The 24,770-nt window shown below is 48.1% G+C and carries 22 protein-coding genes and 4 tRNA genes; 22 read left to right on the forward strand and 4 right to left on the reverse strand.

All coding sequences use genetic code 11. The features are described from left to right. The first annotated feature begins 22 nt into the window (after positions 1–22). A complete protein-coding gene (locus DWY89_RS09570) occupies positions 23–2,980 on the forward strand; it encodes a hypothetical protein (RefSeq protein ID WP_118524042.1) in 2,958 nt (985 codons plus the stop codon). 144 nt (positions 2,981–3,124) lie between these two features. On the opposite strand, the gene DWY89_RS09575 is transcribed toward DWY89_RS09570, so the two are convergent. Further along, positions 3,125–3,949: an EFR1 family ferrodoxin gene (locus tag DWY89_RS09575; protein ID WP_118524041.1), complete on the reverse strand. Its 825-nt coding sequence runs from the start codon at positions 3,947–3,949 to the stop codon at positions 3,125–3,127. A 335-nt stretch (positions 3,950–4,284) separates the two neighbouring features. Here DWY89_RS09575 and DWY89_RS09580 point away from each other — a divergent pair, with 335 nt between their 5' ends. From DWY89_RS09580 to hgdB, 21 genes are all read left to right on the forward strand, one after another. Next, positions 4,285–5,499 (forward strand): L-aspartate oxidase, encoded by a 1,215-nt coding sequence (locus DWY89_RS09580; RefSeq protein WP_118524624.1) that lies wholly within the window; start codon positions 4,285–4,287, stop codon positions 5,497–5,499. Then, a complete protein-coding gene (gene nadC, locus DWY89_RS09585; protein ID WP_118524040.1) occupies positions 5,465–6,316 on the forward strand; it encodes a carboxylating nicotinate-nucleotide diphosphorylase in 852 nt (283 codons plus the stop codon). The genes DWY89_RS09580 and nadC overlap by 35 nt, the downstream gene beginning before the upstream one ends. A 47-nt stretch (positions 6,317–6,363) precedes the next feature. Continuing rightward, positions 6,364–6,903 (forward strand): transcription repressor NadR, encoded by a 540-nt coding sequence (locus DWY89_RS09590; RefSeq protein ID WP_347474717.1) that lies wholly within the window; start codon positions 6,364–6,366, stop codon positions 6,901–6,903. Positions 6,904–7,090: 187 nt separating this feature from the next. Further along, a tRNA-Arg gene (locus DWY89_RS09595) sits at positions 7,091–7,164 on the forward strand. Between the two features lie 27 nt (positions 7,165–7,191). Beyond that, a tRNA-His gene (locus DWY89_RS09600) sits at positions 7,192–7,265 on the forward strand. Positions 7,266–7,291: 26 nt separating this feature from the next. Further along, positions 7,292–7,363: transfer RNA gene (locus DWY89_RS09605), tRNA-Gln, on the forward strand. An 8-nt stretch (positions 7,364–7,371) separates the two neighbouring features. Further along, a tRNA-Lys gene (locus DWY89_RS09610) sits at positions 7,372–7,444 on the forward strand. Between the two features lie 138 nt (positions 7,445–7,582). Continuing rightward, the gene (locus tag DWY89_RS09615) at positions 7,583–8,431 is read left to right on the forward strand and encodes a YitT family protein (protein ID WP_118524626.1); all 849 of its coding nucleotides are present in this window, start codon (positions 7,583–7,585) and stop codon (positions 8,429–8,431) included. A 222-nt stretch (positions 8,432–8,653) separates the two neighbouring features. Next, on the forward strand, positions 8,654–9,223 hold the full coding sequence (locus DWY89_RS09620) for a DUF3793 family protein (protein ID WP_118524039.1): 570 nt from the start codon (positions 8,654–8,656) through the stop codon (positions 9,221–9,223). 41 nt (positions 9,224–9,264) lie between these two features. Continuing rightward, positions 9,265–9,693, forward strand: a complete 429-nt coding sequence (locus DWY89_RS09625) for a flavodoxin (RefSeq protein ID WP_118481811.1) — start codon at positions 9,265–9,267, stop codon at positions 9,691–9,693. Positions 9,694–9,952: 259 nt separating this feature from the next. Continuing rightward, positions 9,953–11,653: a glutamine--tRNA ligase/YqeY domain fusion protein gene (locus DWY89_RS09630; protein ID WP_118524627.1), complete on the forward strand. Its 1,701-nt coding sequence runs from the start codon at positions 9,953–9,955 to the stop codon at positions 11,651–11,653. Positions 11,654–12,119: 466 nt separating this feature from the next. Then, positions 12,120–12,416 carry an OadG family protein gene (locus tag DWY89_RS09635; RefSeq protein WP_022359955.1) on the forward strand — a complete coding sequence of 99 codons (297 nt, stop codon included), beginning with the start codon at positions 12,120–12,122 and terminating at the stop codon, positions 12,414–12,416. 46 nt (positions 12,417–12,462) lie between these two features. Beyond that, positions 12,463–12,888, forward strand: a complete 426-nt coding sequence (locus DWY89_RS09640) for an acetyl-CoA carboxylase biotin carboxyl carrier protein subunit (protein ID WP_118524038.1) — start codon at positions 12,463–12,465, stop codon at positions 12,886–12,888. Between the two features lie 183 nt (positions 12,889–13,071). Then, positions 13,072–13,518: a biotin/lipoyl-containing protein gene (locus tag DWY89_RS09645; RefSeq protein WP_117796387.1), complete on the forward strand. Its 447-nt coding sequence runs from the start codon at positions 13,072–13,074 to the stop codon at positions 13,516–13,518. A gap of 11 nt (positions 13,519–13,529) precedes the next feature. Then, a complete protein-coding gene (locus tag DWY89_RS09650; protein ID WP_117796388.1) occupies positions 13,530–14,669 on the forward strand; it encodes a sodium ion-translocating decarboxylase subunit beta in 1,140 nt (379 codons plus the stop codon). Positions 14,670–14,810: 141 nt separating this feature from the next. Next, positions 14,811–15,911: a CoA-transferase gene (locus tag DWY89_RS09655; protein WP_022359951.1), complete on the forward strand. Its 1,101-nt coding sequence runs from the start codon at positions 14,811–14,813 to the stop codon at positions 15,909–15,911. A 21-nt stretch (positions 15,912–15,932) separates the two neighbouring features. After that, positions 15,933–16,742: a glutaconate CoA-transferase subunit B gene (gene gctB / locus DWY89_RS09660; RefSeq protein ID WP_107000305.1), complete on the forward strand. Its 810-nt coding sequence runs from the start codon at positions 15,933–15,935 to the stop codon at positions 16,740–16,742. Positions 16,743–16,887: 145 nt separating this feature from the next. Then, a complete protein-coding gene (locus DWY89_RS09665) occupies positions 16,888–18,654 on the forward strand; it encodes a carboxyl transferase domain-containing protein (RefSeq protein WP_107000304.1) in 1,767 nt (588 codons plus the stop codon). A gap of 436 nt (positions 18,655–19,090) precedes the next feature. Beyond that, positions 19,091–19,885, forward strand: a complete 795-nt coding sequence (gene hgdC, locus DWY89_RS09670) for a (R)-2-hydroxyglutaryl-CoA dehydratase activase HgdC (RefSeq protein ID WP_118524628.1) — start codon at positions 19,091–19,093, stop codon at positions 19,883–19,885. Between the two features lie 34 nt (positions 19,886–19,919). Beyond that, complete coding sequence (gene hgdA / locus DWY89_RS09675; RefSeq protein WP_107000302.1) at positions 19,920–21,359, forward strand: (R)-2-hydroxyglutaryl-CoA dehydratase subunit alpha; 1,440 nt, start codon at positions 19,920–19,922, stop codon at positions 21,357–21,359. 2 nt (positions 21,360–21,361) lie between these two features. Beyond that, on the forward strand, positions 21,362–22,513 hold the full coding sequence (gene hgdB, locus DWY89_RS09680) for a (R)-2-hydroxyglutaryl-CoA dehydratase subunit beta (protein ID WP_118524629.1): 1,152 nt from the start codon (positions 21,362–21,364) through the stop codon (positions 22,511–22,513). Between the two features lie 101 nt (positions 22,514–22,614). Here the strand turns inward: hgdB and DWY89_RS09685 are convergent, their stop codons facing one another. From DWY89_RS09685 to DWY89_RS09695, 3 genes are read right to left on the reverse strand one after another with little or no spacing between them, the layout of a single operon-like run. Further along, positions 22,615–23,292, reverse strand: a complete 678-nt coding sequence (locus DWY89_RS09685) for a choline-binding protein (protein WP_118524630.1) — start codon at positions 23,290–23,292, stop codon at positions 22,615–22,617. A gap of 15 nt (positions 23,293–23,307) precedes the next feature. Further along, the gene (locus DWY89_RS09690) at positions 23,308–24,072 is read right to left on the reverse strand and encodes an IclR family transcriptional regulator (RefSeq protein ID WP_107000299.1); all 765 of its coding nucleotides are present in this window, start codon (positions 24,070–24,072) and stop codon (positions 23,308–23,310) included. 18 nt (positions 24,073–24,090) lie between these two features. Then, positions 24,091–24,549 carry a hypothetical protein gene (locus DWY89_RS09695; RefSeq protein ID WP_118524631.1) on the reverse strand — a complete coding sequence of 153 codons (459 nt, stop codon included), beginning with the start codon at positions 24,547–24,549 and terminating at the stop codon, positions 24,091–24,093. Positions 24,550–24,770 lie beyond the last annotated feature (221 nt).

A 24,770-nucleotide genomic window follows, 5' to 3' on the forward strand; every position in this document is an offset into this window, starting at 1 on the left:
ATCTATCAAGGGAGGTAAAGGGATGGAAGAGAGAAAAATCAGGGGAAGGAGCCGGAGACGGAAGTATAAAAATCAGATGCGCCGTCCGATAGCAGTATTGCTGGCGCTGATGCTGTCGTTTAGTTCCTTCGGTACGGCGACTGCTTATGCGGATGATGCGGCAGTTGTCAAAGAAAGTGTGGACACAGCGGGAACGCAGGAGAAAGTCGATCTGGATAAGTGGATGGAGAAAGAAGTATTTGGTACTGGAAAACAGGCAGAGAATATTGCTGGGAAAGATACTGTTGGAGTGCAGGATGGTTCTACGGTAGCGGATGTTTCTGGAGATGAGGGCTCAGATGGAGCTGGTGAAGGAAATGAAGCCGGAACTGTGGGTTCTGTGAATGAAAATGGAAACAGCCAGACAGGGAAAGAAAACGGTCAGAATCCGTCGGGTGAACAGACGGATAATCCATACGATTCGATCGAACGCCCATCTCAGTCTGACACGGTAGAAATTATTCCGGGTGCGCCGTCCGACTCGAAAAAGAACGAATCGGATGCCAATTCCGGTACAGGCTCTGCAGGTTCGGCGTCGGGAGCAGCCGGAGATTCTAATTCTCAGAATGGACAGGAAAATGTGGATAATTCCGGAAACCAGACGGGCGGCAGCCAGGAGACAGAGGTAAAACCTGTTTTACCGGAAGAGAAGGATTATGAATATTTTTATGATAAAGAAACTGGAAAATTTAAGGTAACCTTTAATATCAAAGAAGATGCCAAGGGTGACCAGACGATTGAGCTGAGCAAGGTGATGGAAGAGATCAATGCGGCTGGAAAGAAGCAGTTTGAACAGTGGTTCCAGACTAAAGAAGGTGCGGACGAGCTGGAAAATGCACAGTATTACGGACAAAATACGATCCGTCAGGTTTTCAATGGAGTTGAATATAGCTATAATATAAAAAATGGAACAGTCTGTCCGTATGAGGAACCGGGATGTACAATGGTATTTGATGTTTATATTACCAACGGTTCCAAACATACATATGTGTATAAAAATAACAGCTTTATCGTATCGACACCGGACATGAGCAATCAGGATCAGACAGGAGTCATTGGATTTGACGGACAGGAGCTGCCGGAAGATTATACGAAGGGATTTCTTTCTCCCAAGTATGATATAAAGAATTCCAGCACAACAGGAGTTATTGAAAATCTGATTGATGAGGCATTGAAAGACACGCAATCTCAGCGCCAGTACGGAATTGATAAGAACGGAAATTTAACGACATCCTATATCAAATTAACGAAAAACGATATTAATGTTGGAGATCCGGTTTATAAGATTGGAAAAAAATATTATCTGTATTCAGAAAAATATGATTGCTATTATTGCGATTTTAATGAAGCACAGGTGGAAGAACAACCAAAAGGTTCTGGAAAGTATGTTGTACAATCAATTCCGTCCAGCGGAAAAAACAATTATGCGATCAAGGCAGATGGAAGTAAATATTATGCTCCGTGGGTGCGTGGCGGTGAGATTGATGCAATCCGGGCATCAAAATATAAAATTCAGGATGCCTTGAATCAATATCTTTCTAAAAATAACACGACACTAGAAAAAGAAGTTCTTAAATACTACAACGAGAAAGGGGGAACTTCCTACACGACGATCGAGGAACTGCTTTCCAAGAATGAAGCAGCGGCAAATGAACTAACGCGAGCGGGAGAGAGCGGAAATTCTTCCTTGGCTTCTCTAGATCCGATGCTGCTTCATTCCAGCAGTCAGTATGATAATTTTTATCAGAATATTTTCAGCTTCAATGTCGGCAGCCAGGGGGATATGAAAAAATTCCTGGAAAATGAAAATCTGGGTCACGGTCATAGTCATGGAAATTGGGCGACGGATGGGTGTGAGATGACGATCGGCGATTATATGGCGGATAAGTTAAATGAAACGGATGGTGCATGGGATAAGGCAAATGCATATTTTAATGCACTCTTAAAATCGGGCGTCTCATCGGAAGAAGCTACTTGGGTTGCATTTACCATGGCAACCAATATCGATGGCGAACGTGCAGATAACAATTATCAGAATTCCGCCTGGAACTGGTACAGTTCCATGGTTCTCAAACAGCAGGATGGCACCTTCAACCTGACCAAGGTAGATACGGATGGCAACCAGCTCGGAGACGACGAGGGCGAGGGGCAGACTTCGTTCTATCTCTGGTATATAGACAGCAAGACGGAGACAGATGAACAGGGAAATCAGAAGACAACGGATGTGACAAAATACTGTGTTTATGTGGATCCGGTCTACGAAACGGTAGAAAATGAAGATGGGACGAAGAGCCAGAAACTGGTAAAAGATGGATATTATGGCTGGGTTGAGTACGATCCGGACAATAAAGAGTTAAATTATACCGTCTCGACGACCAACGGAACCCTGAATATTGATTATGCACTTTTAGAGGGAGTGGTCTATTACCTTCAGGAAAAGGCGGCGCCAGATGGATATAAGGTGGATTCCAATATTTATGTGATCTGCGATGAAGAATCGTATCAGCAGATGACAGCCGAAAAAGGGGTAAGCAGTGTGATTAACCCGGCCACCGGCGTGGAGAGCGCTGTGGTTTATATGGGCGCAATCAAAGGCGGCGAAACCCTGAAAGTAAACTTTGTCAACGGAAAGACAGCTCCGAAGCCAGATCCAACCCCGGATCATGGGGGTGGCGGAAGCCACGGCGGTCATGGAGGCGGCGGTTCCAGTTCTGGCGGAAAGAAGACAACCTCTGCGGGACCGGGGACAGTCACCGAAGAACCGGTGCTTCCGGAACAGCCGGCGGAAGTGCCGATTGAAAACATTCCTGCACAGGGACTTCCGAAGACAGGAGAGGACGGAGTAAACACATCGGCTCTGATGCTGACACTCGGACTGATCGCATCTGCTTATGTATGGATGAGCGGCAGACGGGAGGAAGAAGAGAACCGTAAAAACTAAAAGAAAACGGTGATGATAAAGACGCAGAAACGTTGTAAACAGGTATAAATCGAACAGATATAAATCAAACGGCAGCTGCTAAACAGGTGGATACAGTAAGTATCTCTTCCTGTTTGGCAGCTGCCGTTTGTCAAAATATATTTTTTAAATAAAATACTCCGCCTCACTCCTGCGTGTATAGTTCTGCTCCAGCATCGCGACGTGGGACAGAAAGGCCTCATTGTCGAAGTATTTGGCGCCAGCCGGGCAGATCTTGATGCACGCCTGACATTTAATGCAGATACCGGTGCAGGTGTCCGGTGCATCTGCCGGGATAGAGCCCATCGGACAGACCGTTGCACAGATGCCGCAGCCAGTACATTTTTCTGGATCGGTGACTGGTTTGGCTTTCAGGAAGACAGCCGGTTTTCCGTCGGTGCCGAGCGGGGTGTAATATGGTCCGACCGGATCATCGCCGCGCACGGCAATCGGAGCCGGGATTTCGGTCAGGGAAGCGATCTTTTCGGCTGCTTTGATGCCGAATGCATGGATCTGTGCGAGATCATCTGCATCTGGACGTCCGGTTGCCAGCTTGTCGCTGAATACGTGCTCGGTCGGGATACCGGCACCTGCGATGGTGTGGAAGCCGTGCGCCTCTAATTCATTGCGAAGCTCGATGAGCCCATTGTCGAAGTTACGGTTTCCGAAGACAGCCACCGGAATGGCGAGCGCGCCATTTCCCTCAAAATGGGTCTGTACAAATGGGAGCATCTTGTTCGGGATGCGTCCCGCGTAGACCGGGGTGCCGATGACGAGCAGATCGTCTGCCCCGTATGTATGAACTTTTTCGCGGCTTTCCGGCAGCGTGAAATCATAGGAATCCATCGGGACGCCGAGTGTGTCCGCGATCGCCTGCGCCAGCGTGGTAACAACCTTTTTCGCGTTGCCGGTCGGGCTGAAATAGACTGCGTGTACGTGATTGATTTTCATGAAAATACCTTCTCTTCATATGTTTAAATTTAATTCGGCAAAAACCTTATTATAGTAGGTATTTTAATGGATTTATGGTGGGCTGTCAATGAAACATGAGTTTTTGCAGAATTAGTTTTTGCAGAATCACCAAAATATCATTACATATGTCTTGTCACATGAAATAATATGTGCTATACTGGTGCGGATGCACAAATGAAGTTTTGGATTGAAAGAGAACTCTGTTTGCGATAGGAGCATAGAGTGGCAGATAGTATTCTGCGATTTGAAGGCTGAACTATCTGCAGGATAAAAAGATAAGTGCAAACGTATGGTATAGAAAGGAAGGCAACAAAATGGTCCGGGAGGAAAATTATGATGTGGTCATCGTCGGGTGTGGCGTAGGCGGTCTGTACACCGCTTTAAACCTGCCGTCGGAAGACCGGATCTTAATGATTTGCAAGGAAGATATAGAGAGCTGTGATTCCATGCTGGCGCAGGGAGGTATCTGCGTGCTGCGGGATGAGACGGATTATGATGCGTATTTTGAGGACACGATGCGCGCGGGACACTACGAGAACCGCAAGGAGAGTGTGGATATCATGATCCGCTCCAGCCGGGATGTGATAAATAATCTGCTGAAATTAGGCGTAGGGTTTGACAAAAATCCAGATGGCAGTTTAAAATATACAAAGGAGGGCGCGCATTCGCAGCCGCGTATCTGTTTCCATGAGGACATCACGGGAAAAGAGATCACGACGACCCTGCAGACGCGTGTAAAAGAACTTCCGAATGTAGAAATCCGGGAATATACTGTTATGACGGATATTTTGGTAGAAAAGGGTATCTGCACCGGCATTCTGGCAAAGAATGCAGCTGGCGATATTTTAAAGCTCCATGCGAAAGACACGGTTCTGGCGACCGGCGGTATCGGCGGGCTTTACAAGCATTCGACGAACTTCCCGAGCCTGACAGGTGATGGGCTGGATGTGGCAAAGAAACACGGCGTGCGTCTGGAACATCTCGATTATGTCCAGATTCATCCGACCAGCCTGTACAGCAAGAAGCCGGGACGCAGCTTCCTGATTTCAGAATCGACCCGCGGCGAGGGAGCAGTTCTGTTAAATGGAAAGGGCGAGCGCTTTGTCGATGAGCTTCTGCCGCGTGATGTGGTGACGCAGGCGATCGAGAAGGAGATGGAAAAAGAGGGCAGCGATCATGTATGGCTGTCGTTTAAGGCAGTTCCGGAGGAGACGATCCGGAACCATTTTCCGCACATTTATGAGGAGTGCTTAAAAGAGGGCTACGATATCACGAAGGAACCGGCTCCGGTCGTACCGGCGCAGCATTATTTTATGGGCGGTATCTATGTCGATCATTTCTCCGAGACGACGATGGACCACCTGTATGCGGTTGGTGAGACGAGCTGCAACGGCGTACACGGAAAGAACCGGCTTGCCAGCAACAGTCTGCTGGAAAGCCTTGTATTTGCAGAGAGAGCGGCAGGCAAGATCGCCGGACGGGAGGACGAAGAGTATGAATCCAATTACGATGCAGCTTGTTGCGGATGAGTATATCCGCATGGCGTTAAAGGAAGATATCAACAGTGAGGACGTTTCGACGAACGCGGTCATGCCGGAATACCGTAAGGGCGAGGTACAACTCTTAGCCAAGGCAGACGGTATTATCGCCGGTTTACAGGTGTTTGAGCGCGTGTTTAAACTTCTGGACGAGGCGACCGAGACAAAATTTGAGGTAAAAGACGGGGATACCGTCACAAAAGGGCAGTTTTTAGGCGTGATCACCGGCGACATCCGGGTGCTTCTTTCCGGCGAGCGGACGGCGCTCAACTATTTACAGCGGATGAGCGGCATTGCGACCTATACGAATCAGGTGGCGAAGCTCTTAGAAGGAACGAAGACGACGCTTTTAGATACGCGCAAGACGACCCCGTGTATGCGTATATTTGAAAAATATGCGGTCAAGGTTGGCGGCGGCAGCAACCACCGTTACAACTTATCGGACGGCGTGATGCTCAAGGATAACCATATCGACGCAGCCGGCGGAGTTAAGGCGGCGGTTGAGGCGGCGAAGAAATATGCCCCATTTGTCCGCAAGATCGAGGTGGAGACGGAAAATCTCGATATGGTGCGCGAGGCAGTGGAAGCGGGCGCTGATATTATCATGCTGGATAATATGACCCCGGACGAGATGGCGGAGGCGATCCGCATCATCGACGGACGCGCCGAGACGGAGTGTTCCGGAAATATGACGAAGGAAAATATCGCAACGATCACGAAATTAGGCGTAGATTATGTGTCCAGCGGCGCGCTGACGCACTCGGCACCAATTCTGGATTTGAGCCTCAAACATCTGCGGGCATTATAAAAATTTAAAAACTAAGAAAGGACAGGGAAAACAGGATGGAAACAACGATGACAGGAGTACAGCGGAGAAAGAAAATACTGGAAATGCTGGGACAGTCATCCACACCGCTTTCCGGCGGGGCGCTGGGGCGGGCAGTCGGCGTGAGCCGTCAGGTGGTGGTGCAGGATATCGCGCTTCTGCGTACCGAGGGACACCCTGTCCTTGCGACTGCCCGCGGTTATGTGCTGGAGGTGCCGCACCAGACGGAACGCCTCTTTAAAATGTGCCATACGACCGAGCAGACGCGCGAAGAGCTGAATACGATTGTTGATCTGGGCGGCGAGGTGCTGGATGTCATGGTCAACCACCGCATCTATGGAAAGGTATCGGCGCCGTTAAATATCCGCAGCCGCCGCGATGTTGAGGCATTTGTGGAAAATATCCGGACTGGGCGTTCCACGCCGCTTTTAAACGTGACATCGGGCTATCATTTCCATCACGTGGCTGCCGATCAGGAGGATATTCTCGACGAGATCGAGGCAGCGCTGCGGGAAAAGGGATTTCTGGCGGACTTCCTGTCATACGAGCAGGAAGAGGTGGAAAAATAGGGGGAAAGTCAAAAGAAATGAATTTTTGAAATTATTTTAAAAAATATGAAATTTCCTGTTGACATTCTTTTTCAAATGTTATATACTATCTTTGCTGTCGATGAGACAGACAAGCAGTTGGCTGAGAGGTCAGATGCGGGAATGGTTACAGTGCCGGATAAAACGGTCAGAATCGCAAAATGAATATGAGTCTGTAGCTCAGCTGGATAGAGCAACGGCCTTCTAAGCCGTGGGTCGGGGGTTCGAATCCCTTCAGGCTCGTCGAATCTGTTTCGACAGATTCCTATGGTGGATATAGCGCAGTTGGTTAGCGCGCCAGATTGTGGCTCTGGAGGCCTAGGGTTCGAATCCCTATATCCACCTTCCTTTTAAAAGGATCTTTTGCTGATGGGCTATCGCCAAGCGGTAAGGCACAGGACTTTGACTCCTGCATTCGTTGGTCCGAATCCAACTAGCCCAGTTAAATATGGGGTATTAGCTCAGTCGGTAGAGCACTTGACTTTTAATCAAGTTGTCCGGGGTTCGAATCCCCGATGCCTCATTACGAAGACACATTGCAGACGCGATGTGTCTTTTTGTATAATGGGAAATCCCTTGGAATTCTCTATTACACAAAAAGGCACTAACGTGCCAAAGATGCGCGCTCGCGCGAAATTGTAATATGAGGAGGTTTTAAGTTATGGAAAAAAAGTCCATGCGCGTAATCAGGGAGTACACAATGATCACAGCGGCGACCTTTGTCGTGGCGGCAGCCGTCTATTTCTTTCTGATTCCGAGCGGTGTATCGGTGGGAAGTATTTCCGGTCTGGCGATGCTTTTGGGAAATGTGATACCGCTGCCGATTTCAGTGCTGACCTTTATTTTAAATGCGGCGCTTCTGGTGGTGGGCTTTCTCTTTATCGGACGCGAGTTCGGCGTCAAGACGGTGTATACGTCACTGATTCTGCCGGTTTTTCTGTGGGTGTTTGAGCAGGTTTTTCCGGATTTTGTGTCGATCAACCAGGATGCGATGATGGATACGGTCTGCTATATCTTTGTTGTCAGCGTTGGTCTGGCTCTTTTGTTCTGGATGAATGCCTCGTCGGGCGGTCTGGACATCGTGGCAAAGCTCTTAAACAAATATTTCCATATGGAGCTGGGAAAAGCGATGGCGCTTCCAGGCATGTGTGTGGCGCTCTCATCCGTGTTTTTTAGCGATAAAAAACTGGTGGTGCTGGGCATTCTGGGCACATACTTAAACGGAATTGTGCTGGATCATTTTATTTTCGGTCTGAATCTGAAAAAGAGAGTTTGCATTATCTCGGAAAAAGAAGAAGAGATACGCCAGTTTATCCTGCATACGCTTCACAGCGGCGCGACGATCTATCAGGGATTCGGCGCGTTTGACAATGAGCCGAAGACGGAAATTATCACGATCGTAGATAAAAACGAATATGCACAGCTCATGCCGTATATATTAAAAACAGATCCGAAGGCATTTGTGACGGTGTATGCGGTGAATGAGATTATTTATCGTCCCAAAAGATAGAAAATGATGTTACTGATAAAAAAACTCAGTAAGCAAAAATGAACAAAATTTGCTTGACGTGGTAAGTGATTCATGATATAGTCTCATTGAAGTTAGATGAGACTAACCTGCGAAAAGGAAAATAGAAGGCAGAAAAAGCCTTTTATTTTTTAAAAGATAGTTAGCCATATCTAACTAAAGGTAGATATGGCTAACTAAGAGAAGCAGTTAGGAGGCAGAAAGATGGAACGGTTGTTTGAAGAAGTATTCGTAGAGGTGTGTGCGCCGACTCTTCGTGGTATCAAACCGTCGAACTTGTTCCGCTATCAGCCGCAGAACCGTGATAAACTCCTGGAAACGCTTGATTTCTGGAACCGGGAACTGGAACCGTCGGGGCTTCAGGTGCGGGCGCTTAAAGAGTGCAGCCGGACGGGCGCGTTTCTGATTCTGGTGTACCGCGAGGAATGGCTTCGCTTCATTCTGGGTAAAATATCTGTACAGCACTTTTTAAAAAAGTCTGGTTACCAGATGAAGAAGACGGTCGATGGATTTTTGAGGCAGCTTTCCAACCGGCTTTGTCTGGAACATGATTTTCCACATGAGATTGGCATTTTCCTGGGGTATCCGCTTGAGGATGTTGTTGGATTCATTGAAAATCAGGGAAAAAATTATACCTGCAGCGGTTACTGGAAGACGTATGGCGACCCGCAGGAAGCAAAACGGCGGTTTGATTCATACCGGGAATGCACGGAAGTGTGCCGGGAGAAATACCGTCAGGGGACACCGATTATTCAGCTTGTAAAAGCCGCATAATAAATCTAAGTAAGTAAATTATTCACAAGGAGGAAATAAAAATGAGCAAGGTAGCAATTGTATACTGGAGCGGAACGGGAAACACAGAGGCTATGGCAAATTACGTAGCAGAGGGCGTTAAGAAAGCGGGCGGCGAGGCTGATTTATTTACTTCCGCAGAGTTTGGCGCTGACAAAGCTGGCGAGTATGACAGAATCGCATTTGGCTGCCCGTCCATGGGGGCTGAACAGTTAGAGGAGTCTGAGTTCCAGCCGATGTTCGACGAGGTTAGCCCGGTTCTCTCTGGCAAAAAGATTGCATTATTCGGTTCTTACGGATGGGGCGACGGCGAGTGGATGCGTACCTGGGAGAGCGACTGCATGACTCTGGGCGTAACCATGGCTTGCGAGCCGGTAATCTGCAACGCAACGCCGGACGAGACAGCAGGTGCTGAGTGCGAGGCACTGGGCGAGGCTCTTGCAAACGCATAAGTAGAATTGCATAAAAACACATATATAATAAGAAGAAGTAGAATTACCTGCGAACGCAGGACATCTTAAATTGCCATAATAAAGATGCTTAAAAATTGAAAATCAGAAAAGGAAGTGTCCTCCCGCGGCGCTTCCTTTTTTGTGGGCAAATATCCCCTTTTCGAAAACTCCAAAATGTGATATGATAAAAAATAAAACTGTTTGATTTGACTCAAACAACAGTATCAATTTACGAAAAGAAACAACGGAGGGAATGTATATGGAAGAAAATAAAAAACCATTGGCAGAGGGAGAGGAGAAGGAAGAGACTGTCTCCAAGAACTTTATCGAGCGCGAGATTGACAAAGATCTGGCAGAAGGCGTTTACGATCATGTCCAGACGAGATTTCCTCCGGAACCGAACGGATATCTTCATATTGGACACGCTAAATCGATTATTCTGAACTCTGGACTGGCAAAAGAATACAACGGAAAATTCAATCTCCGTTTTGATGACACCAACCCGACGAAGGAGAAGACAGAGTTTGTTGAGTCGATCATCGAGGATGTAAAATGGCTGGGCGCTGATTTTGAGGATCGCCTGTTTTTTGCATCCAACTATTTCCAGCAGATGTATGAGTGTGCAGTTCTTCTTATTAAAAAGGGAAAAGCATTCGTCTGCGATCTGACAGCTGATCAGATCCGTGAGTACCGCGGTGATTTTAACAATCCTGGTAAGGAAAGCCCGTACCGCAACCGCAGCATCGAGGAAAACTTACAGCTCTTTGAGGAGATGAAAGAAGGCAAATATGCGGATGGCGAAAAGGTACTGCGTGCGAAAATTGATATGGCATCCCCGAACATCAATATGCGTGATCCGGTTATTTATCGTGTAGCCCATATGCATCATCACAACACCGGGGACAAATGGTGCATTTACCCGATGTACGATTTCGCTCATCCGATTGAGGATGCGATTGAGCACATCACGCATTCGATTTGTACGCTGGAATTTGAGGATCACAGACCGCTTTATGACTGGGTCGTAAGAGAGTGCGAGTTTGAGAACCCGCCGCGCCAGATTGAGTTTGCGAAGATGTATCTGACCAACGTCATTACCGGAAAACGTTATATCAAGAAACTGGTAGAAGATAAGATTGTAGATGGCTGGGATGACCCGCGTCTGGTAACCATCGCAGCGCTGCGCCGCAGAGGTTACACGCCGGAATCCATCCGCCGCTTTGTAGAGCTGGCAGGTGTCTCCAAAGCAGATAATTCCATCGACAGTGCAATGTTAGAGTACTGCCTGCGCGAGGATCTGAAATTAAAGAAGTCCCGTGTGATGGCAATTCTTGACCCGGTCAAGCTTGTTATCGACAACTATCCGGAAGGACAGATCGAGGAGCTGGATGCACCAAACAATATGGAGAACGAGGAACTTGGTTCCAGAAAGATTCCATTCGGCAGAGAACTTTACATCGAACGCGAGGACTTTATGGAAGAACCACCGAAGAAATACTTCCGTCTCTTCCCGGGCAATGAGGTCCGCCTGATGAACGCGTACTTTGTTACCTGCACCGGATGCGAGAAAGATGCAGACGGCAATGTAACGGTTGTTCACTGTACCTACGATCCAGAGACGAAGAGTGGTTCCGGCTTCAATGCAAGAAAGGTAAAAGGTACGATTCACTGGGTAGCAGCACAGACTGCACTGAAAGCAGAAGTACGTCTCTATGAGAACCTGGTAGACGAGGAAAAGGGCAAACTCAATGCAGATGGAACGCTGAACTTAAATCCGAATTCCCTGCGCGTTCTGAAAGAGTGTTACTTAGAGCCGGGTCTGAAAGAGGCAAAAGCATTTGAGAGCTTTCAGTTCGTCCGCAATGGATACTTCTGCGTGGACTGCCGCGACAGCGAGCCGGGCAAACCGGTTTTCAACCGGATTGTTTCGCTGAAGAGCTCTTTCAAGCTTCCGAAATAAATCGAGAACAACTCTTGAAAATGTATAAAAAAATACAGAAAAAAGCGGCTTTGTTCTGATGGAAAAAGGAGAGAACGGGACTTTCAGAATACATTTTAGAATATGAGCAAAATGCTTGAGAGGTCTTGGCGATTCTTCCGGGGGTTATTAAGAAAAATGTAGAAAAATGTAGTAATAACCTATAAAAAGCAGGTTGTTTTTGCTAATAAAACACCCTGCTTTTTGTGCATAATTTATGAAAGGCTTGGTTGACAATCAGGGGGGTTACTGTTATAATTTAAGTAAAGTGAGCTGATCATGTCAATCTGTGGCTTCACTTGTTACAGTTAAGGGGAAAAGCCCCTTATAAATTGCTTTCAAAAATGGAATGCATTCCACAATACGGAATCTTACTGGTGGAATTTTATAAGTATAATTTTTCACAAAGAAAGCAGAACCTAAAATAAATAAGGAGGTGCAATGCACAATGTGGACTGAACCAACTATGCCTTTCGGGCAGTCAGTTATCGTTTCTCTGCTGGGTCTTTCGGTAGTTTTCCTGGCTCTGATCTGTCTGGCTCTGGCAATTATGGTAATTTCCAAGATTCTCCGCTCCGTTGTTTCTGATGGTGCTAAGGCCCCGGCCGCAGCACAGAAAGCAGCACCGGCTGTGTCGGATGAAGCTGATAAGGAATTACTTGCCGTGCTGATGGCAACGATCGGGGATGACCTCGGATTGCCGACAGACAAGTTTAAGATCTTGAGCGTGACAGAAGTTAAGTAATGAGAAACAGGAATGAAAGGAAATCGAAAGGAAGGTTAGAGCAGTTATGAAGTATACGGCTACCCTCAATGGAAAACAGTACGAAGTAGAACTTGAAAGAATCGATGCATACGAGCCAATGCCGCGTTACGGCGAGGCTCCGGCAGCAGCACCGGCTCCAGTAGCAGCACCGGCAGCACCAGCACCAGCACCGGCACCTGCACCAGCAGCACCAGCTCCGGCAGCAGCACCGGCACCGGCGGCAGCACCGGCAGCAGGCGCAACTACCGTAGAGGCTCCGATGCCAGGTAAGATCCTGAACATCAAAGTATCTGCAGGACAGGCAGTTAAGTTTGGTGAGACCGTCATCGTGATGGAAGCTATGAAGATGGAAACTGAAATCGTTGCTCCGGCAGACGGTACAGTAGCACAGATTCTTGTCAAGGCAGGCGACGCCGTTGACACAGGTGCAGCACTGGTTACCCTGAACTAATAGACGATACTATGATAAATAGCAACTGTTTACAAAAAGGAATTTTCGGAACTGAAAATTCTGTATGATACAGTTCAGGCAACAGATTTTGCCGATTTGGAATACAAAGCATCGGCAAAATCCCATTACTGGGCACACATGTGTGAACAGTAATGATAAACATTCGAAAGGACGTAAAGAATTATGAAATATGTTGCTACGATCAATGGAAAGAAATACGAAGTTGAAGTAGAAAAATTAGAAGCTTACAAATCTCTGGATCGTAATGGTGTAGCAGCTCCGGCAGCTCCGGTTCTTCCGGCATCCGCACCGGTACAGAGACCGGCAGCACCGGCTCCGGCTCCAGTTGCAGCAGCACCGGCTCCAGCTCCGGCACCGGCAGCAGCTCCGGCTCCGAAGGCAGCAGCTCCGGCGGGCGCAACTACCGTAGAAGCTCCAATGCCAGGTAAAATCCTGAACATCAAGGTATCTGAAGGACAGGCAGTTAAATTTGGCGAAGTAGTAGTTATTATGGAAGCCATGAAAATGGAGACTGAGATCGTTGCTCCGGCAGACGGTACAGTCAGCAAGATCCTTGTTAAGGCTGGCGATTCTGTTGATACAGGAGCTGCTCTGGTTGCTCTGAACTAGGAGGTTAGGTAATGAACTTTTTTGAAATATTAAAAGAGCTTCTTGCACAGTCGGGTTTCGCAGCATTGACCTGGAGAAGCTGTGTAATGATTCTCATTGCTTTTGTATTATTATACCTGGCAATTAAAAAGCAGTTCGAGCCGCTTCTTCTGCTTCCGATTGCATTTGGTATGTTCCTGGCAAACCTGCCGTTGGCTGACCTGATGAAGGAAAGCGAGCCGTGGTATACCGCAGGTGTTCTGCGTATCATCTACGGCGGTGTTAAGTCCAGTTTGTTCCCGTGTCTGATCTTCATGGCAGTAGGTGCCATGACAGACTTTGGTCCGCTGATTGCAAACCCGGTGAGCCTTCTGCTTGGTGCAGCTGCTCAGTTCGGTATCTACATTGCATTCATGCTGGCTAACGCAACTGGTCTGTTTACAGTAGGTGAGGCAGCTGCTATCGGTATCATCGGTGGTGCAGACGGTCCGACCGCTATCTATGTAGCTAACAACCTGGCACCGGATCTGGTTGCTCCGATCGCCGTTGCCGCTTACTCCTACATGGCGCTGATTCCGCTGATTCAGCCGCCGATCATGAAGCTTCTTACCACTAAGAAAGAGCGTTCCATCGTTATGAAGCAGCTCCGTAAGGTAAGCAAGGTTGAGAAGATCGTATTCCCGGTATTCGTAGTACTGTTCTGCTCCCTGCTTCTTCCGTCCGTAGCTCCGCTGCTTGGTATGCTGATGCTTGGTAACCTGCTTCGTGAATCTGGTGTTACAGAGCGTCTTTCTGATACAGCTCAGAACGCACTGTGCAACATCGTAACTATCATGCTTGGTACTACCGTAGGTGCGACCGCAAACGGCGAGATCTTCCTGCGTGTTCAGACCATCGCTATCGTTTGCATGGGTCTTCTTGCATTCGCATTCGCTACCATCGGAGGTGTTCTCCTTGGTAAGGTGCTGTGCGCTGTAACCGGCGGCAAGATCAACCCGTTAATCGGTTCCGCTGGTGTATCTGCTGTACCGATGGCTGCCCGCGTTTCTCAGACAGTTGGTGCAAAAGAGAATCCGACCAACTTCCTTCTGATGCACGCTATGGGACCAAACGTAGCAGGTGTTATCGGTTCTGCCGTAGCAGCAGGTTTCTTCATGCTGATTTTCGGTTAATCGAATATTGATTTTTGGCTGTTGCAGCCGGGATCTGGCTGCATCTGGCCTGCGAAAGACCGCAGCGCCGGAAGTACCGGATCCCGTTTTTACTTATTTATATAGGTAGTTATAGAAAATTTTTTTAAAGGAGGCTTTATTGTGGCTAATAAAGTAATGTCTTTACACGATGCCGTAGAAAAGTATGTATGTGACAACGATGTACTTTGTCTCGGCGGATTTACAACAAACCGTAAACCGTATGCAGCAGTTTACGAGATCCTTCGTCAGGGTAAAACTGGTTTTGTAGGCTGGTCTGGCCCGGCAGGTGGTGACTGGGATGCGTTAATCGGTGAGGGCCGTGTGAGAGCCTACATCAACTGCTATACTGCAAACTCTGGTTACACCAACGTAGCTCGTCGTTTCCGTGCAGCTATCGAGAAGGGTGAGCTTACATATGAGGATTATTCTCAGGACGTTCTGATGCTTCAGCTTCATGCTGCATCTCTGGGTCTTCCGTACCTGCCGGTACGTATGATGCAGGGCTCCGGACTTGTTAAGTTCTGGGGTATCAGCGAAGAGAAGAGAAGAACCATGGAAGGTGTTGACAACCTGAAATGCGTAGAGATCGAGAACCCGCTTGAGCCAGGCGAGAAGCTGCTGGCTGTTCCGGTTCCGAAGCTTGACTGCGCTATCATCCATGTTCAGCAGGCATCTCCGGATGGAACCTGTATCATCGATGGTGATGAGTTCCATGACGTAGATATCGCTGTAGCTGCAAAACGTTGTATCGTTACCTGCGAGGAGATCGTAAGTGATGAGTATATCCGTCGTGACCCAACCAAGACAAGAATCTTTGGTGAGTGTGTAGACGCCGTTGTTCGTGCACCGTACGGTGCTTGGCCGGCACAGTGCTACGGCTATTATGATGATGATGATAAGGGCTTGAAAGAGTACGACAAGGCTTCCAAGTACCTTGACGCTGAGGATGCTAAGGCACAGCTTCAGAAGGCTGCAGACAAAGCTGCTAAGGCTGCTGCTGCTAAGCCGGAAGATGAGAAGCTTGCAAAAGCTGCAGAAGTTGCTGCACAGGCTGCAAAAGATGCTGCTGACGGCACCAAGATTCCGGAGACCTTCAAGGATTACCTTCAGAAGTATGTATATGGATGCAAGGATCAGGATGATCTGCTCAACGTACTGGGCGGCGCTCGCCTCATGAACCTTAAGAATGAGCCGCATCTTGGCTATTCTACCAGACATTAATTGAGGGAGGGAAAATCTAAAATGGCTGATTATACAAAGTATACAAAGCAGGAAATGCAGGCTTACGCCATCGCAAAAAATATTAAAGAAAATCAGATCGTTATCGTTGGTACCGGTCTTCCGTTAATCGGTGCATCCCTGGCAAAACGTGTTGTTTGCCCGAGCTGCCATCCGATCGTAGAGAGTGGTCTTATGGATTGTTCTCCGATCGAGGTTCCGCGTTCTGTAGGTGACAACCGTTTCATGGCTCACTGTGCAGTACAGTGGCCAAACGTTCGTTTCGTAGGTTTCGAGGCTAATGAGTGGTTACATGATGCTGATCGTATGATCGCATTCATCGGTGGCGCTCAGATCGACCCGTACGGAAACGTTAACTCTACCTGTATCTTTGGTAAGGGTGATTATGTTAAACCTACCACACGTTTCACCGGTTCTGGCGGTGCAAACGGAATCGCTACCTTCTGCAACACCATCATCATGATGCAGCATCAGAAGAGAAGATTCATGGAGCATGTTGACTACATCACAAGCTGTGGCTGGATGGACGGCCCTGGCGGACGTGAGAGAGCAGGTCTTCCGGGCAACCGTGGACCGCAGATGGTAGTTACCGATCTTGGTATCATGAAATTCGACGAAGAGACCAAGAGAATGTACCTGGCTTACTACTATCCATTCTCCTCTCCGGAAATGGTTCAGGAGAACACTGGTTTCGAGATCGATACCTCCAGAGCTCAGCTGATGGAAGGTCCGGATCCGGAGATCATCCGCGTTATTCGTGAAGAGATCGACCCAGGTCAGGCATTCATCAAAGTTCCGAAGGAGACTAAGTAATTAGCCTTCCATAGGGAATCAAGACAGATATCATTTCTGTCGATTAATTAGTTACTGATTGCAGGCGGGACAGGAGACGAACTGTCCCGCAAGCAATTCATTTATAACCATTTTTATTTTTTATTTTATAAGGAGAAAAGAAGACATGAATATGTATTCAATGCCAGGATATTTCCAGAATATGCCTACCGTTGGTAAAGCTCTGGTTAATCCGAATCCGGAAAACGAGCAGGAACTGAAGGCTGTTGAGAACGACATCCATGAGTCCATTAAGCAGGCTCTTGATGCTGGTATCACAACCGAAGAGAAGTTAAACGCACGTGGACAGCTTTCTGCTACACAGCGTATCAACGCCCTGATCGATCCAGGTACATGGTGCCCGTTAAACAGCCTTTACAATCCGGAAGACAACCGTTTCCAGACAACTAACGTTCTGAATGGTCTTGGCCGTGTAAATGGCAAATGGGTTTACATCATCGCTTCTGATAACAAGAAGATGGCTGGTGCTTGGGTTCCGGGACAGGCAGATAACCTGCTCCGTGCTGCAGATACCGCTAAGATGCTGCATCTGCCGTTAGTATACCTGTTAAACTGCTCAGGCGTTGAGTTCCCGAATCAGGACAAAGTATACCCGAACCGTCGTGGTGGTGGTACACCGTTCTTCCGCAACGCTGAGTTAAACCAGCTTGGTGTTCCGGTTATCGTAGGTATCTACGGAACCAACCCGGCAGGTGGTGGTTACCACAGCATTTCCCCGACTATCCTGATCGCTCATAAAGATGCGAACATGGCAGTTGGTGGCGCTGGTATCCTTTCCGGTATGAACCCGAAGGGTTACATCGATGAGGAAGCAGCAGAGCAGATCGTTAACGCTCAGATCGAGAACAGCAAACATCACGTTCCGGCTCCGGGTTCCGTGCCGATCCACTATGATGAGACCGGATTCTTCCGTGAAGTTTACGAGGATGATTTAGGCGTTATCGAGGGAATCAAGAAGTACATCAACTACCTTCCGTGCTTCAACCTGGAGTTCTTCCGTGTTGACAGCCCGAAGGCTCCGCAGCTTCCGGCTGAGGATCTGTACAGCATCATCCCGATGAACCAGAAACGTCCGTACGACATCTACGATGTAATCGGCCGTCTGTTCGATAACAGTGAGTTCTTCGAGTACAAGAAAGGCTACGGTCCGGAGATCGTTGCTGGTCTTGCAAAAGTTAACGGCCTTCTGGTTGGTGTTATCGCTAACGTACAGGGCTTACTCATGAACTATCCGGAGTACAAACAGGGTTCTGTAGGTATCGGTGGTAAGCTGTATCGTCAGGGTCTGATTAAGATGAACGAGTTCGTTACTCTGTGTGCTCGTGATAAGACACCGGTTATCTGGCTGCAGGATACCACAGGTATCGATGTAGGCGATGACGCTGAGAAGGCAGAGCTGCTTGGTTTAGGTCAGTCCCTGATCTACTCTATCGAGAATGCTAAGCTTCCGTCTCTGGAGGTTACTCTTCGTAAGGCAAGTGCTGCTGCTCACTACGTTCTGGGTGGTCCGCAGGGCAACAACACCAACGTATTCTCTATCGGTACAGGTGCTTGCGAGTACTACGTAATGCCGGGTGAGACCGCTGCAAACGCTATGTACTCCAGAAAGCTTGTTAAAGCTAAAAAAGCTGGCGAGCCGCTTCAGCCGATCATCGACAAGATGAACGCTATGATCCAGATGTACACAGACAAATCTCGTCCGAAATATTGTACAAAACAGGGTATGGTTGATGAGATCGTAGATCTGACCGATCTTCGTCCGTACATCCAGGCATTTACCGAGGCTTATTATCAGAATGCTCAGGCTATCTGCCCGATGCATCAGATGCTGGCTCCGAGATCTACTCGTGAGTTCATCAACTACGGTAAATAATTATCAAATTAAAACGGCATTGTGATAGGTGCCGCTAAGATAACATTTTAAAAAGAGAAGGCGCGTAAGTACGCGGCTGACAGTGATAGTGTAAATAGTGATAAGTAACAAATTGATAGTGTGAATAGTGTGAGGCTCTGGCGAAGCGGCTTGTCTGTATGACTGTAAATGAACCGTTTTGCCGAATGCTTGCAGATAAATCGGGCAAAGGAACTGGAACCTTTGCTCGATTTATTGGTATACTCAGGCAGATAAGTAATAAGTAATAGTTTTGTTAAGAATTATTTTATAACATTTTCAAGATTTTACAGCGACTTTTAGTTGATTTTGTGGTATTATGATGGGTGGAGACGATGTGATAGCACGGATCTGCCAAAACATCGTTGAAACAAAAATCAGGCATAGAAAGTCAGTATTGAAAGGAAAAAGATACATCATGAGCGAAATTTTCACTTTAGGTATCGACGTAGGCTCTACAGCTTCCAAATGTATCATCCTGAAGGATGGCAAGGAGATCGTAGGTAAGTCTCTGATTGACGTTGGAGCAGGTACCAGCGGTCCAAGCCGTGCCATCGAGGCAGTTCTGGAAGATGCAGGTCTCAAGAAAGAAGATATGGCATTCACACTGGCTACCGGTTATGGACGTACATCTCTGATGGACGGAATTGCCGATAAGCAGATGAGTGAGCTGTCATGTCATGCAAAGGGCGCTTATTTCCTTTTCCCGAAGGTTCATACCGTAATTGACATCGGCGGTCAGGACGTGAAGGTTCTTCGCGTTGAGGAAGGTGTCATGACAAACTTCCAGATGAACGATAAGTGTGCAGCCGGAACCGGAAGATTTCTGGATGTTATGGCTCGCGTTCTCGAAGTTGAGGTAAGTGATCTAGGCCGTCTTGGCGCTATGTCCAAGAAGCAGGTAGGAATCAGTTCCACCTGTACGGTTTTTGCAGAGAGTGAGGTTATAAGCCAGTTGTCGATGGGAACGGATAAATGTGATATTATTGCCGGTATTCATCGTTCAGTGGCTCATCGTGTCACGGGTCTTGCCCACCGAATCGGTGTAGTGCCGGATGTCGTTATGACAGGCGGTGTGGCTCAGAACCAGGGCGTAGTAGATGCGCTTGAGGCTGAGCTTGGCGTAAAGATTTGTACATCCCCGCTGACACAGTATAACGGCGCGCTTGGCGCAGCCCTGATGGCATATCAGGTAGCCAGCCGTCAGAAGTAACTAAGTTAATTTTTAAGAATGGAGGATAATTATTATGGCAAAACAAGTTAGTCCTGGTGTTCTTGCGCTTCGTAAAGTCGTAGATGACGTACACAAAGAGGCGCGTGAGGCCAAAGCAAGAGGCGAGTTAGTTGGATGGTCTTCTTCCAAATTCCCGTGTGAGCTTGCAGCAGCATTTGATTTACACGTTATGTATCCGGAGAACCAGGCAGCTGGTATCGCAGCTAACCGTTATGGTGAGCTGATGTGCCAGGCAGCTGAGGATCTTGGATATGACAACGATATCTGCGGTTACGCTCGTATCAGCCTTGCATATGCAGCTGGTGTACGTGTATCCCGTAAGTATGATCCGGAGACTGGTGAATACATCATCGATCCGAGCACAGGTAAACCATTAAAAGATGCTGACGGCAACGTAGTGATGGGTGAAGACGGAAAACCGAAGAAGGATCCGAAGACTCAGACTCCGTATCTGCAGCTGGACAACCTACTTGAGATTGAAAAACTCCCGGATGGTCCGGAAAAAGAGAAACGTCTTGAGGCTATTTCTCCGATTCGTCAGATGCGTATTCCGCAGCCGGATTTCGTTCTTTGCTGCAACAACATCTGTAACTGTATGACAAAATGGTATGAGAACATCGCTCGTATGTGTAACATTCCGCTGATCATGATCGATATCCCGTACAACAATACAGTAGAAGTTCATGATGAGAATGTTAAATATGTTCGCGCTCAGTTCGACAAAGCGATCAAACAGCTGGAAGAGCTGACAGGCAAGAAGTTCGACGAGAAGAAGTTCGAGCAGGCTTGTGCAAACGCTAACCGTACCGCTAAGGCTTGGCTGAAAGTCTGTGATTTCCTGCAGTACAAACCGGCTCCATATAGTGGATTTGACCTGTTCAACCACATGGCAGACGTTGTAACTGCACGTGCTACTGTAGCTGCTGGTGATGCTTTTGAATTACTTGCAAAAGACCTGGAAGAGACAGTTAAGAAGGGTGAGACCACAACTCCGTTCCCGGAGAAATACCGTGTTATGTTCGAGGGTATTCCGTGCTGGCCGAAACTGCCGGCTCTGTTCAAACCGCTGAAGACCCACGGTGTAAACGTTACTGCCGTTGTATATGCTCCGGCATTCGGTTTCGTTTACAACAACATCGATGAGATGGCTCGTGCTTACTACAAAGCTCCGAACTCTGTCTGCATCGAGCAGGGTGTTGACTGGCGTGAAGGCATCTGCCGTGATAACAAGGTAGATGGCGTTCTGGTTCACTACAACAGAAGCTGTAAACCGTGGAGTGGTTACATGGCTGAGATGCAGCGTCGCTTTACTGCTGACCTGGGTATCCCGTGTGCTGGTTTCGACGGCGATCAGGCTGACCCGCGTAACTTCAATGCTGCTCAGTACGAGACTCGTGTAGAGGGTCTGGTTGAGGCAATGGAAGCAAATAAGCAGGCAAAGGAGGCTAAATAACCATGAGTGTTAACGCATTATTAGAAGAATTTAAGGTAAAAGCTGCAACTCCGAAGCAGCAGCTTGCTGAATATAAAGCTCAGGGCAAAAAAGTAGTTGGTGTTCTTCCTTACTACGCTCCGGAAGAGCTTGTATATGCCGCTGGTATCGTTCCGATGGGTATGTGGGGTTCCAACACTAAGACCATCAGCCGTGCAAAAGAGTACTGCGCTACTTTCTACTGCACCATCGCTCAGTTAGCTCTGGAGATGCTGCTGGATGGAACTATGGATCAGTTAGACGGTATTATCACACCTACTATCTGTGATACTCTTCGTCCGATGAGCCAGAACTTCCGTGTAGCTATGGGCGACAAGATGAAAGTTATCTTCTTAGCTCATCCGCAGAACCGTTTCGAAGAGTTTGGTCTTCAGTTCTGTATCGATCAGTACAACCATGTTAAAGCTGATCTGGAAGAAATCGCTGGAAGAAAGATTACTGATTCTGACATCCAGGATGCTATCGTTGTATACAACAAGAGCCGTGCAGCTCGCCGTGAGTTCGTAAAACTGGCTAACGAGCACTGTGATGTTATCACACCAACCAAACGTTCCGCAGTTCTGAAGGCATTCTACTTCATGGAGAAGCCGGAATACACTGCAAAGCTTGTCGAGCTGAACGCAGAGCTGGCTAAACTTCCTGTCTGTGACTGGAAGGGAACCAAGGTTGTTACCTCCGGTATTATCTGTGATAATCCGAAGCTGCTTTCTATCTTCGAAGAGAACAACATCGCTATCGCTGCAGATGATGTAGCACATGAGACACGTTCCTTCCGTGTAGACGCTCCGGAAGACGAGCTGGATCCGGTTAGAGCACTGGCTAAACAGTTCGCTAACATCGATTACGAAGTACTTCTGTACGATCCGGAATCTGACAAGAACCGTCGTGGTGAGTTCGTAGCTAACATGGTTAAGGAAAGCGGCGCTCAGGGTCTGGTACTGTTCATGCAGCAGTTCTGTGATCCGGAGGAGATGGAGTATCCGTACCTGAAGAAAGCTCTGAACGATGCAGGTGTTCCGCACATCAAACTGGGTATCGACCAGCAGATGAGAGACTTCGGTCAGGCAAGCACTGCTATTCAGGCATTCGCTGACGTCCTTGCACTTCAGAAATAATAGAAGATTCGTTTGGGAAACTGAATGATGAGATAGAAACGCCCCCGCAGGAGATTTCCTTGCGGGGGCGTTTATTTGTGTGTCTTGCGGCACACGTTTATTTATTCCTCTGCGGAGTCAGAAGAACTATTATTTGCAATTTTCTCATCCGTCACAGACCCCTGGCGGTAGCCGCTGTCTGGTTCCTGTTTAGAGTTCTTCTTTGGAGCATCCGGCTTTTTGTCTCCGGAGGTAGAAGAGGTTTCTTTGGACGGACCGGAGCTGGCGGAATTGCTGTGGCTGCCGGAGCTTCCGTTGGAATTGCTGCTATCATCGCTGGAAGAATCTTCGGATGAGCCGGTGCTGGAGTCAGAGCTTCCGGAATCTGGCGTCCTGCTGGAGCTGGTGGCTGTTTTTTTCGTCTTTTTGGAGGAGCTGTTCTGGAAATCGTCCCAGCTTTCGTTATCGAATTCATTGGAAGCCGCGGTCTGGCGGCTCTGAGCGATGCCGTTTACCGTCCAGGCGCCGTCTGCGTTTACAGTGTAGCCGTCCGGTGTCGTGGTGGAGGTTAGAAGCCAGCCTTCGGCGTCGAAATAGTAGCATTCGCTGACGCCGTCCTGGTTGCCGTCGATCCAGCGCCAGCCATTTGCCGCCCAGGTGTTGTCACCGTTGTCGTACCACCAGCGGGCAGCATTGTCACCAGCTCCATTTTTCCAGCTTCCTGCCATCGCCGGGAAAGCGACGGAGAGGGAGAGAAGACCGGTTGTTAAGCCTGCTAAAAATAAGCGTTTATTAATCATAAAGTGAAATCTCCTTTATTTCTCCTGCTTAAATGTATGTCCCATATAATAGGATAATTCTGCCGCACTGTGGCGGACCTGATCCTGCAGGTGCAGAAGATGTGTGTCATCTTCAATACGGGAATACGGTGCGATGATTCCGACCGAAGCGGAAATGCGTCCGTCAATACCGTAAATGGGAGCACCGATCCCGACTGCATCCGGGACGTATTCGCCGTGGGAAACGGCAATGCCCTTCTCACGGATGGTGCGGAGTTCTTCTGCCAATTCTGCGGGATCCGCCTTTGGAAATGCCTCAGGACGGGTTAAGCGTGTGTCCAGATAGCGGCGGATGTATTCGTCGCTCTGGAAAGCCAGAAGCGCTTTGCGGATCGCACCGCAGTGCAGATCCATCTCATAGCCAAATTCTTCGACGACCTTGAGGTGGTTCGGACCGTCCGTTTTGTCAAGTACCAGTCCCTTGTCGCCAACCTGGATGATCAGATAGGAATCCTCACGGGTACAGTAGGAGAGGTTCTTGAGAATCGGAAGCGCCGCATCCTGAATCCGCACATTGTCAGCCGCCGCCCGACCGAGAGAGATGAGGGCGGGACCAAGCTGGTAGGTGTGCGCGTGTTCATCGCGGATCACGTATTTTTTTTCACAAAATGTCTGCAAAATCCGGTGGATTGTGCTGGGCGGAAGCCCGGTTGATTCGGAAAGTTCTGCGATGGAATATTTGTGGTTGGCTTCTTTTAAAAGTTCCAGAAGTTCCATCGCGCGGAGAAGACTTTGTATCATGCAAAGAATCCTCCTGTGTTATTCTGTGATTTCCTCAACCGTCACGGTTGTGCTGTCATCCGGGGCTGCGTCGGAATCCTCTTTCTCGGAAGAAGCTTCGCCGTCCTCGGAAACCGGAGCATCTGCGCGGACGGTTTCTGTTCTGACTGGTTCTTCGGAAGAGACATCTGCATCAGCCGGAGCTTTTTCGCTTTCCTCAGAATGTTCAGAAGTTTCCTCTGGAGTCTCAGCCGGAGCTTCCTTTTTCTCCGGATTTAAGGAAACATAGCTGCGTTCGGAGGCAGCTGTATCAGAAGCCTTGGAAGCTTCTTTATCGCCGGCATCGTCAAAATCATCGAAATCATCTTCAAAGTCGTGGAAATCCTCATCCAGTTCCTTGTGGAATGATTTATACTGTAAGACGTAAGAAACACCAGCTGCTGCAGCGCCGACGATAGCTGCCAGTGTCAGTAATTTACCAAAATGTTTTTTTGCCATGGTTGATACTCCTCTCTATACGATTCGATATCCTTATTGTAATACGAAACGCCTAAAAAATAAAGGGAATCTTTTGTGAACAACGGGAAGTGTGTGAATCACGTGTTACGGGGTACGTATGCGTGAACAGTAACACAGGGGCGGTAATTATGTACAGGAAGCATGAGAAAAATGCTTGTTGTCATACCGGAAATCATGTAGAATAAAATTATATATTTGCT

The sequence above is a fragment of the Clostridium sp. AF27-5AA genome, from assembly GCF_003478415.1.
GTDB classification, from domain to species: Bacteria; Bacillota; Clostridia; order Lachnospirales; family Lachnospiraceae; genus Otoolea; species Otoolea fessa.

Bases quoted from the DNA above. Each gene is read 5' to 3' on its own strand.
- DWY89_RS09695 (WP_118524631.1), bottom strand. From the start codon at position 24,549: ATGGCAAAAAAACATTTTGGTAAATTACTGACACTGGCAGCTATCGTC.
- hgdC (WP_118524628.1), top strand. From the start codon at position 19,091: ATGAGCGAAATTTTCACTTTAGGTATCGACGTAGGCTCTACAGCTTCC.
- gctB (WP_107000305.1), top strand. From the start codon at position 15,933: ATGGCTGATTATACAAAGTATACAAAGCAGGAAATGCAGGCTTACGCC.
- nadC (WP_118524040.1), top strand. From the start codon at position 5,465: ATGAATCCAATTACGATGCAGCTTGTTGCGGATGAGTATATCCGCATG.
- DWY89_RS09690 (WP_107000299.1), bottom strand. From the start codon at position 24,072: ATGATACAAAGTCTTCTCCGCGCGATGGAACTTCTGGAACTTTTAAAA.
- DWY89_RS09635 (WP_022359955.1), top strand. From the start codon at position 12,120: ATGTGGACTGAACCAACTATGCCTTTCGGGCAGTCAGTTATCGTTTCT.
- DWY89_RS09580 (WP_118524624.1), top strand. From the start codon at position 4,285: ATGGTCCGGGAGGAAAATTATGATGTGGTCATCGTCGGGTGTGGCGTA.
- hgdB (WP_118524629.1), top strand. From the start codon at position 21,362: ATGAGTGTTAACGCATTATTAGAAGAATTTAAGGTAAAAGCTGCAACT.
- DWY89_RS09570 (WP_118524042.1), top strand. From the start codon at position 23: ATGGAAGAGAGAAAAATCAGGGGAAGGAGCCGGAGACGGAAGTATAAA.
- DWY89_RS09665 (WP_107000304.1), top strand. From the start codon at position 16,888: ATGAATATGTATTCAATGCCAGGATATTTCCAGAATATGCCTACCGTT.
- DWY89_RS09685 (WP_118524630.1), bottom strand. From the start codon at position 23,292: ATGATTAATAAACGCTTATTTTTAGCAGGCTTAACAACCGGTCTTCTC.
- DWY89_RS09620 (WP_118524039.1), top strand. From the start codon at position 8,654: ATGGAACGGTTGTTTGAAGAAGTATTCGTAGAGGTGTGTGCGCCGACT.
- hgdA (WP_107000302.1), top strand. From the start codon at position 19,920: ATGGCAAAACAAGTTAGTCCTGGTGTTCTTGCGCTTCGTAAAGTCGTA.
- DWY89_RS09640 (WP_118524038.1), top strand. From the start codon at position 12,463: ATGAAGTATACGGCTACCCTCAATGGAAAACAGTACGAAGTAGAACTT.
- DWY89_RS09645 (WP_117796387.1), top strand. From the start codon at position 13,072: ATGAAATATGTTGCTACGATCAATGGAAAGAAATACGAAGTTGAAGTA.
- DWY89_RS09615 (WP_118524626.1), top strand. From the start codon at position 7,583: ATGGAAAAAAAGTCCATGCGCGTAATCAGGGAGTACACAATGATCACA.
- DWY89_RS09625 (WP_118481811.1), top strand. From the start codon at position 9,265: ATGAGCAAGGTAGCAATTGTATACTGGAGCGGAACGGGAAACACAGAG.
- DWY89_RS09575 (WP_118524041.1), bottom strand. From the start codon at position 3,949: ATGAAAATCAATCACGTACACGCAGTCTATTTCAGCCCGACCGGCAAC.
- DWY89_RS09650 (WP_117796388.1), top strand. From the start codon at position 13,530: ATGAACTTTTTTGAAATATTAAAAGAGCTTCTTGCACAGTCGGGTTTC.
- DWY89_RS09590 (WP_347474717.1), top strand. From the start codon at position 6,364: ATGACAGGAGTACAGCGGAGAAAGAAAATACTGGAAATGCTGGGACAG.
- DWY89_RS09630 (WP_118524627.1), top strand. From the start codon at position 9,953: ATGGAAGAAAATAAAAAACCATTGGCAGAGGGAGAGGAGAAGGAAGAG.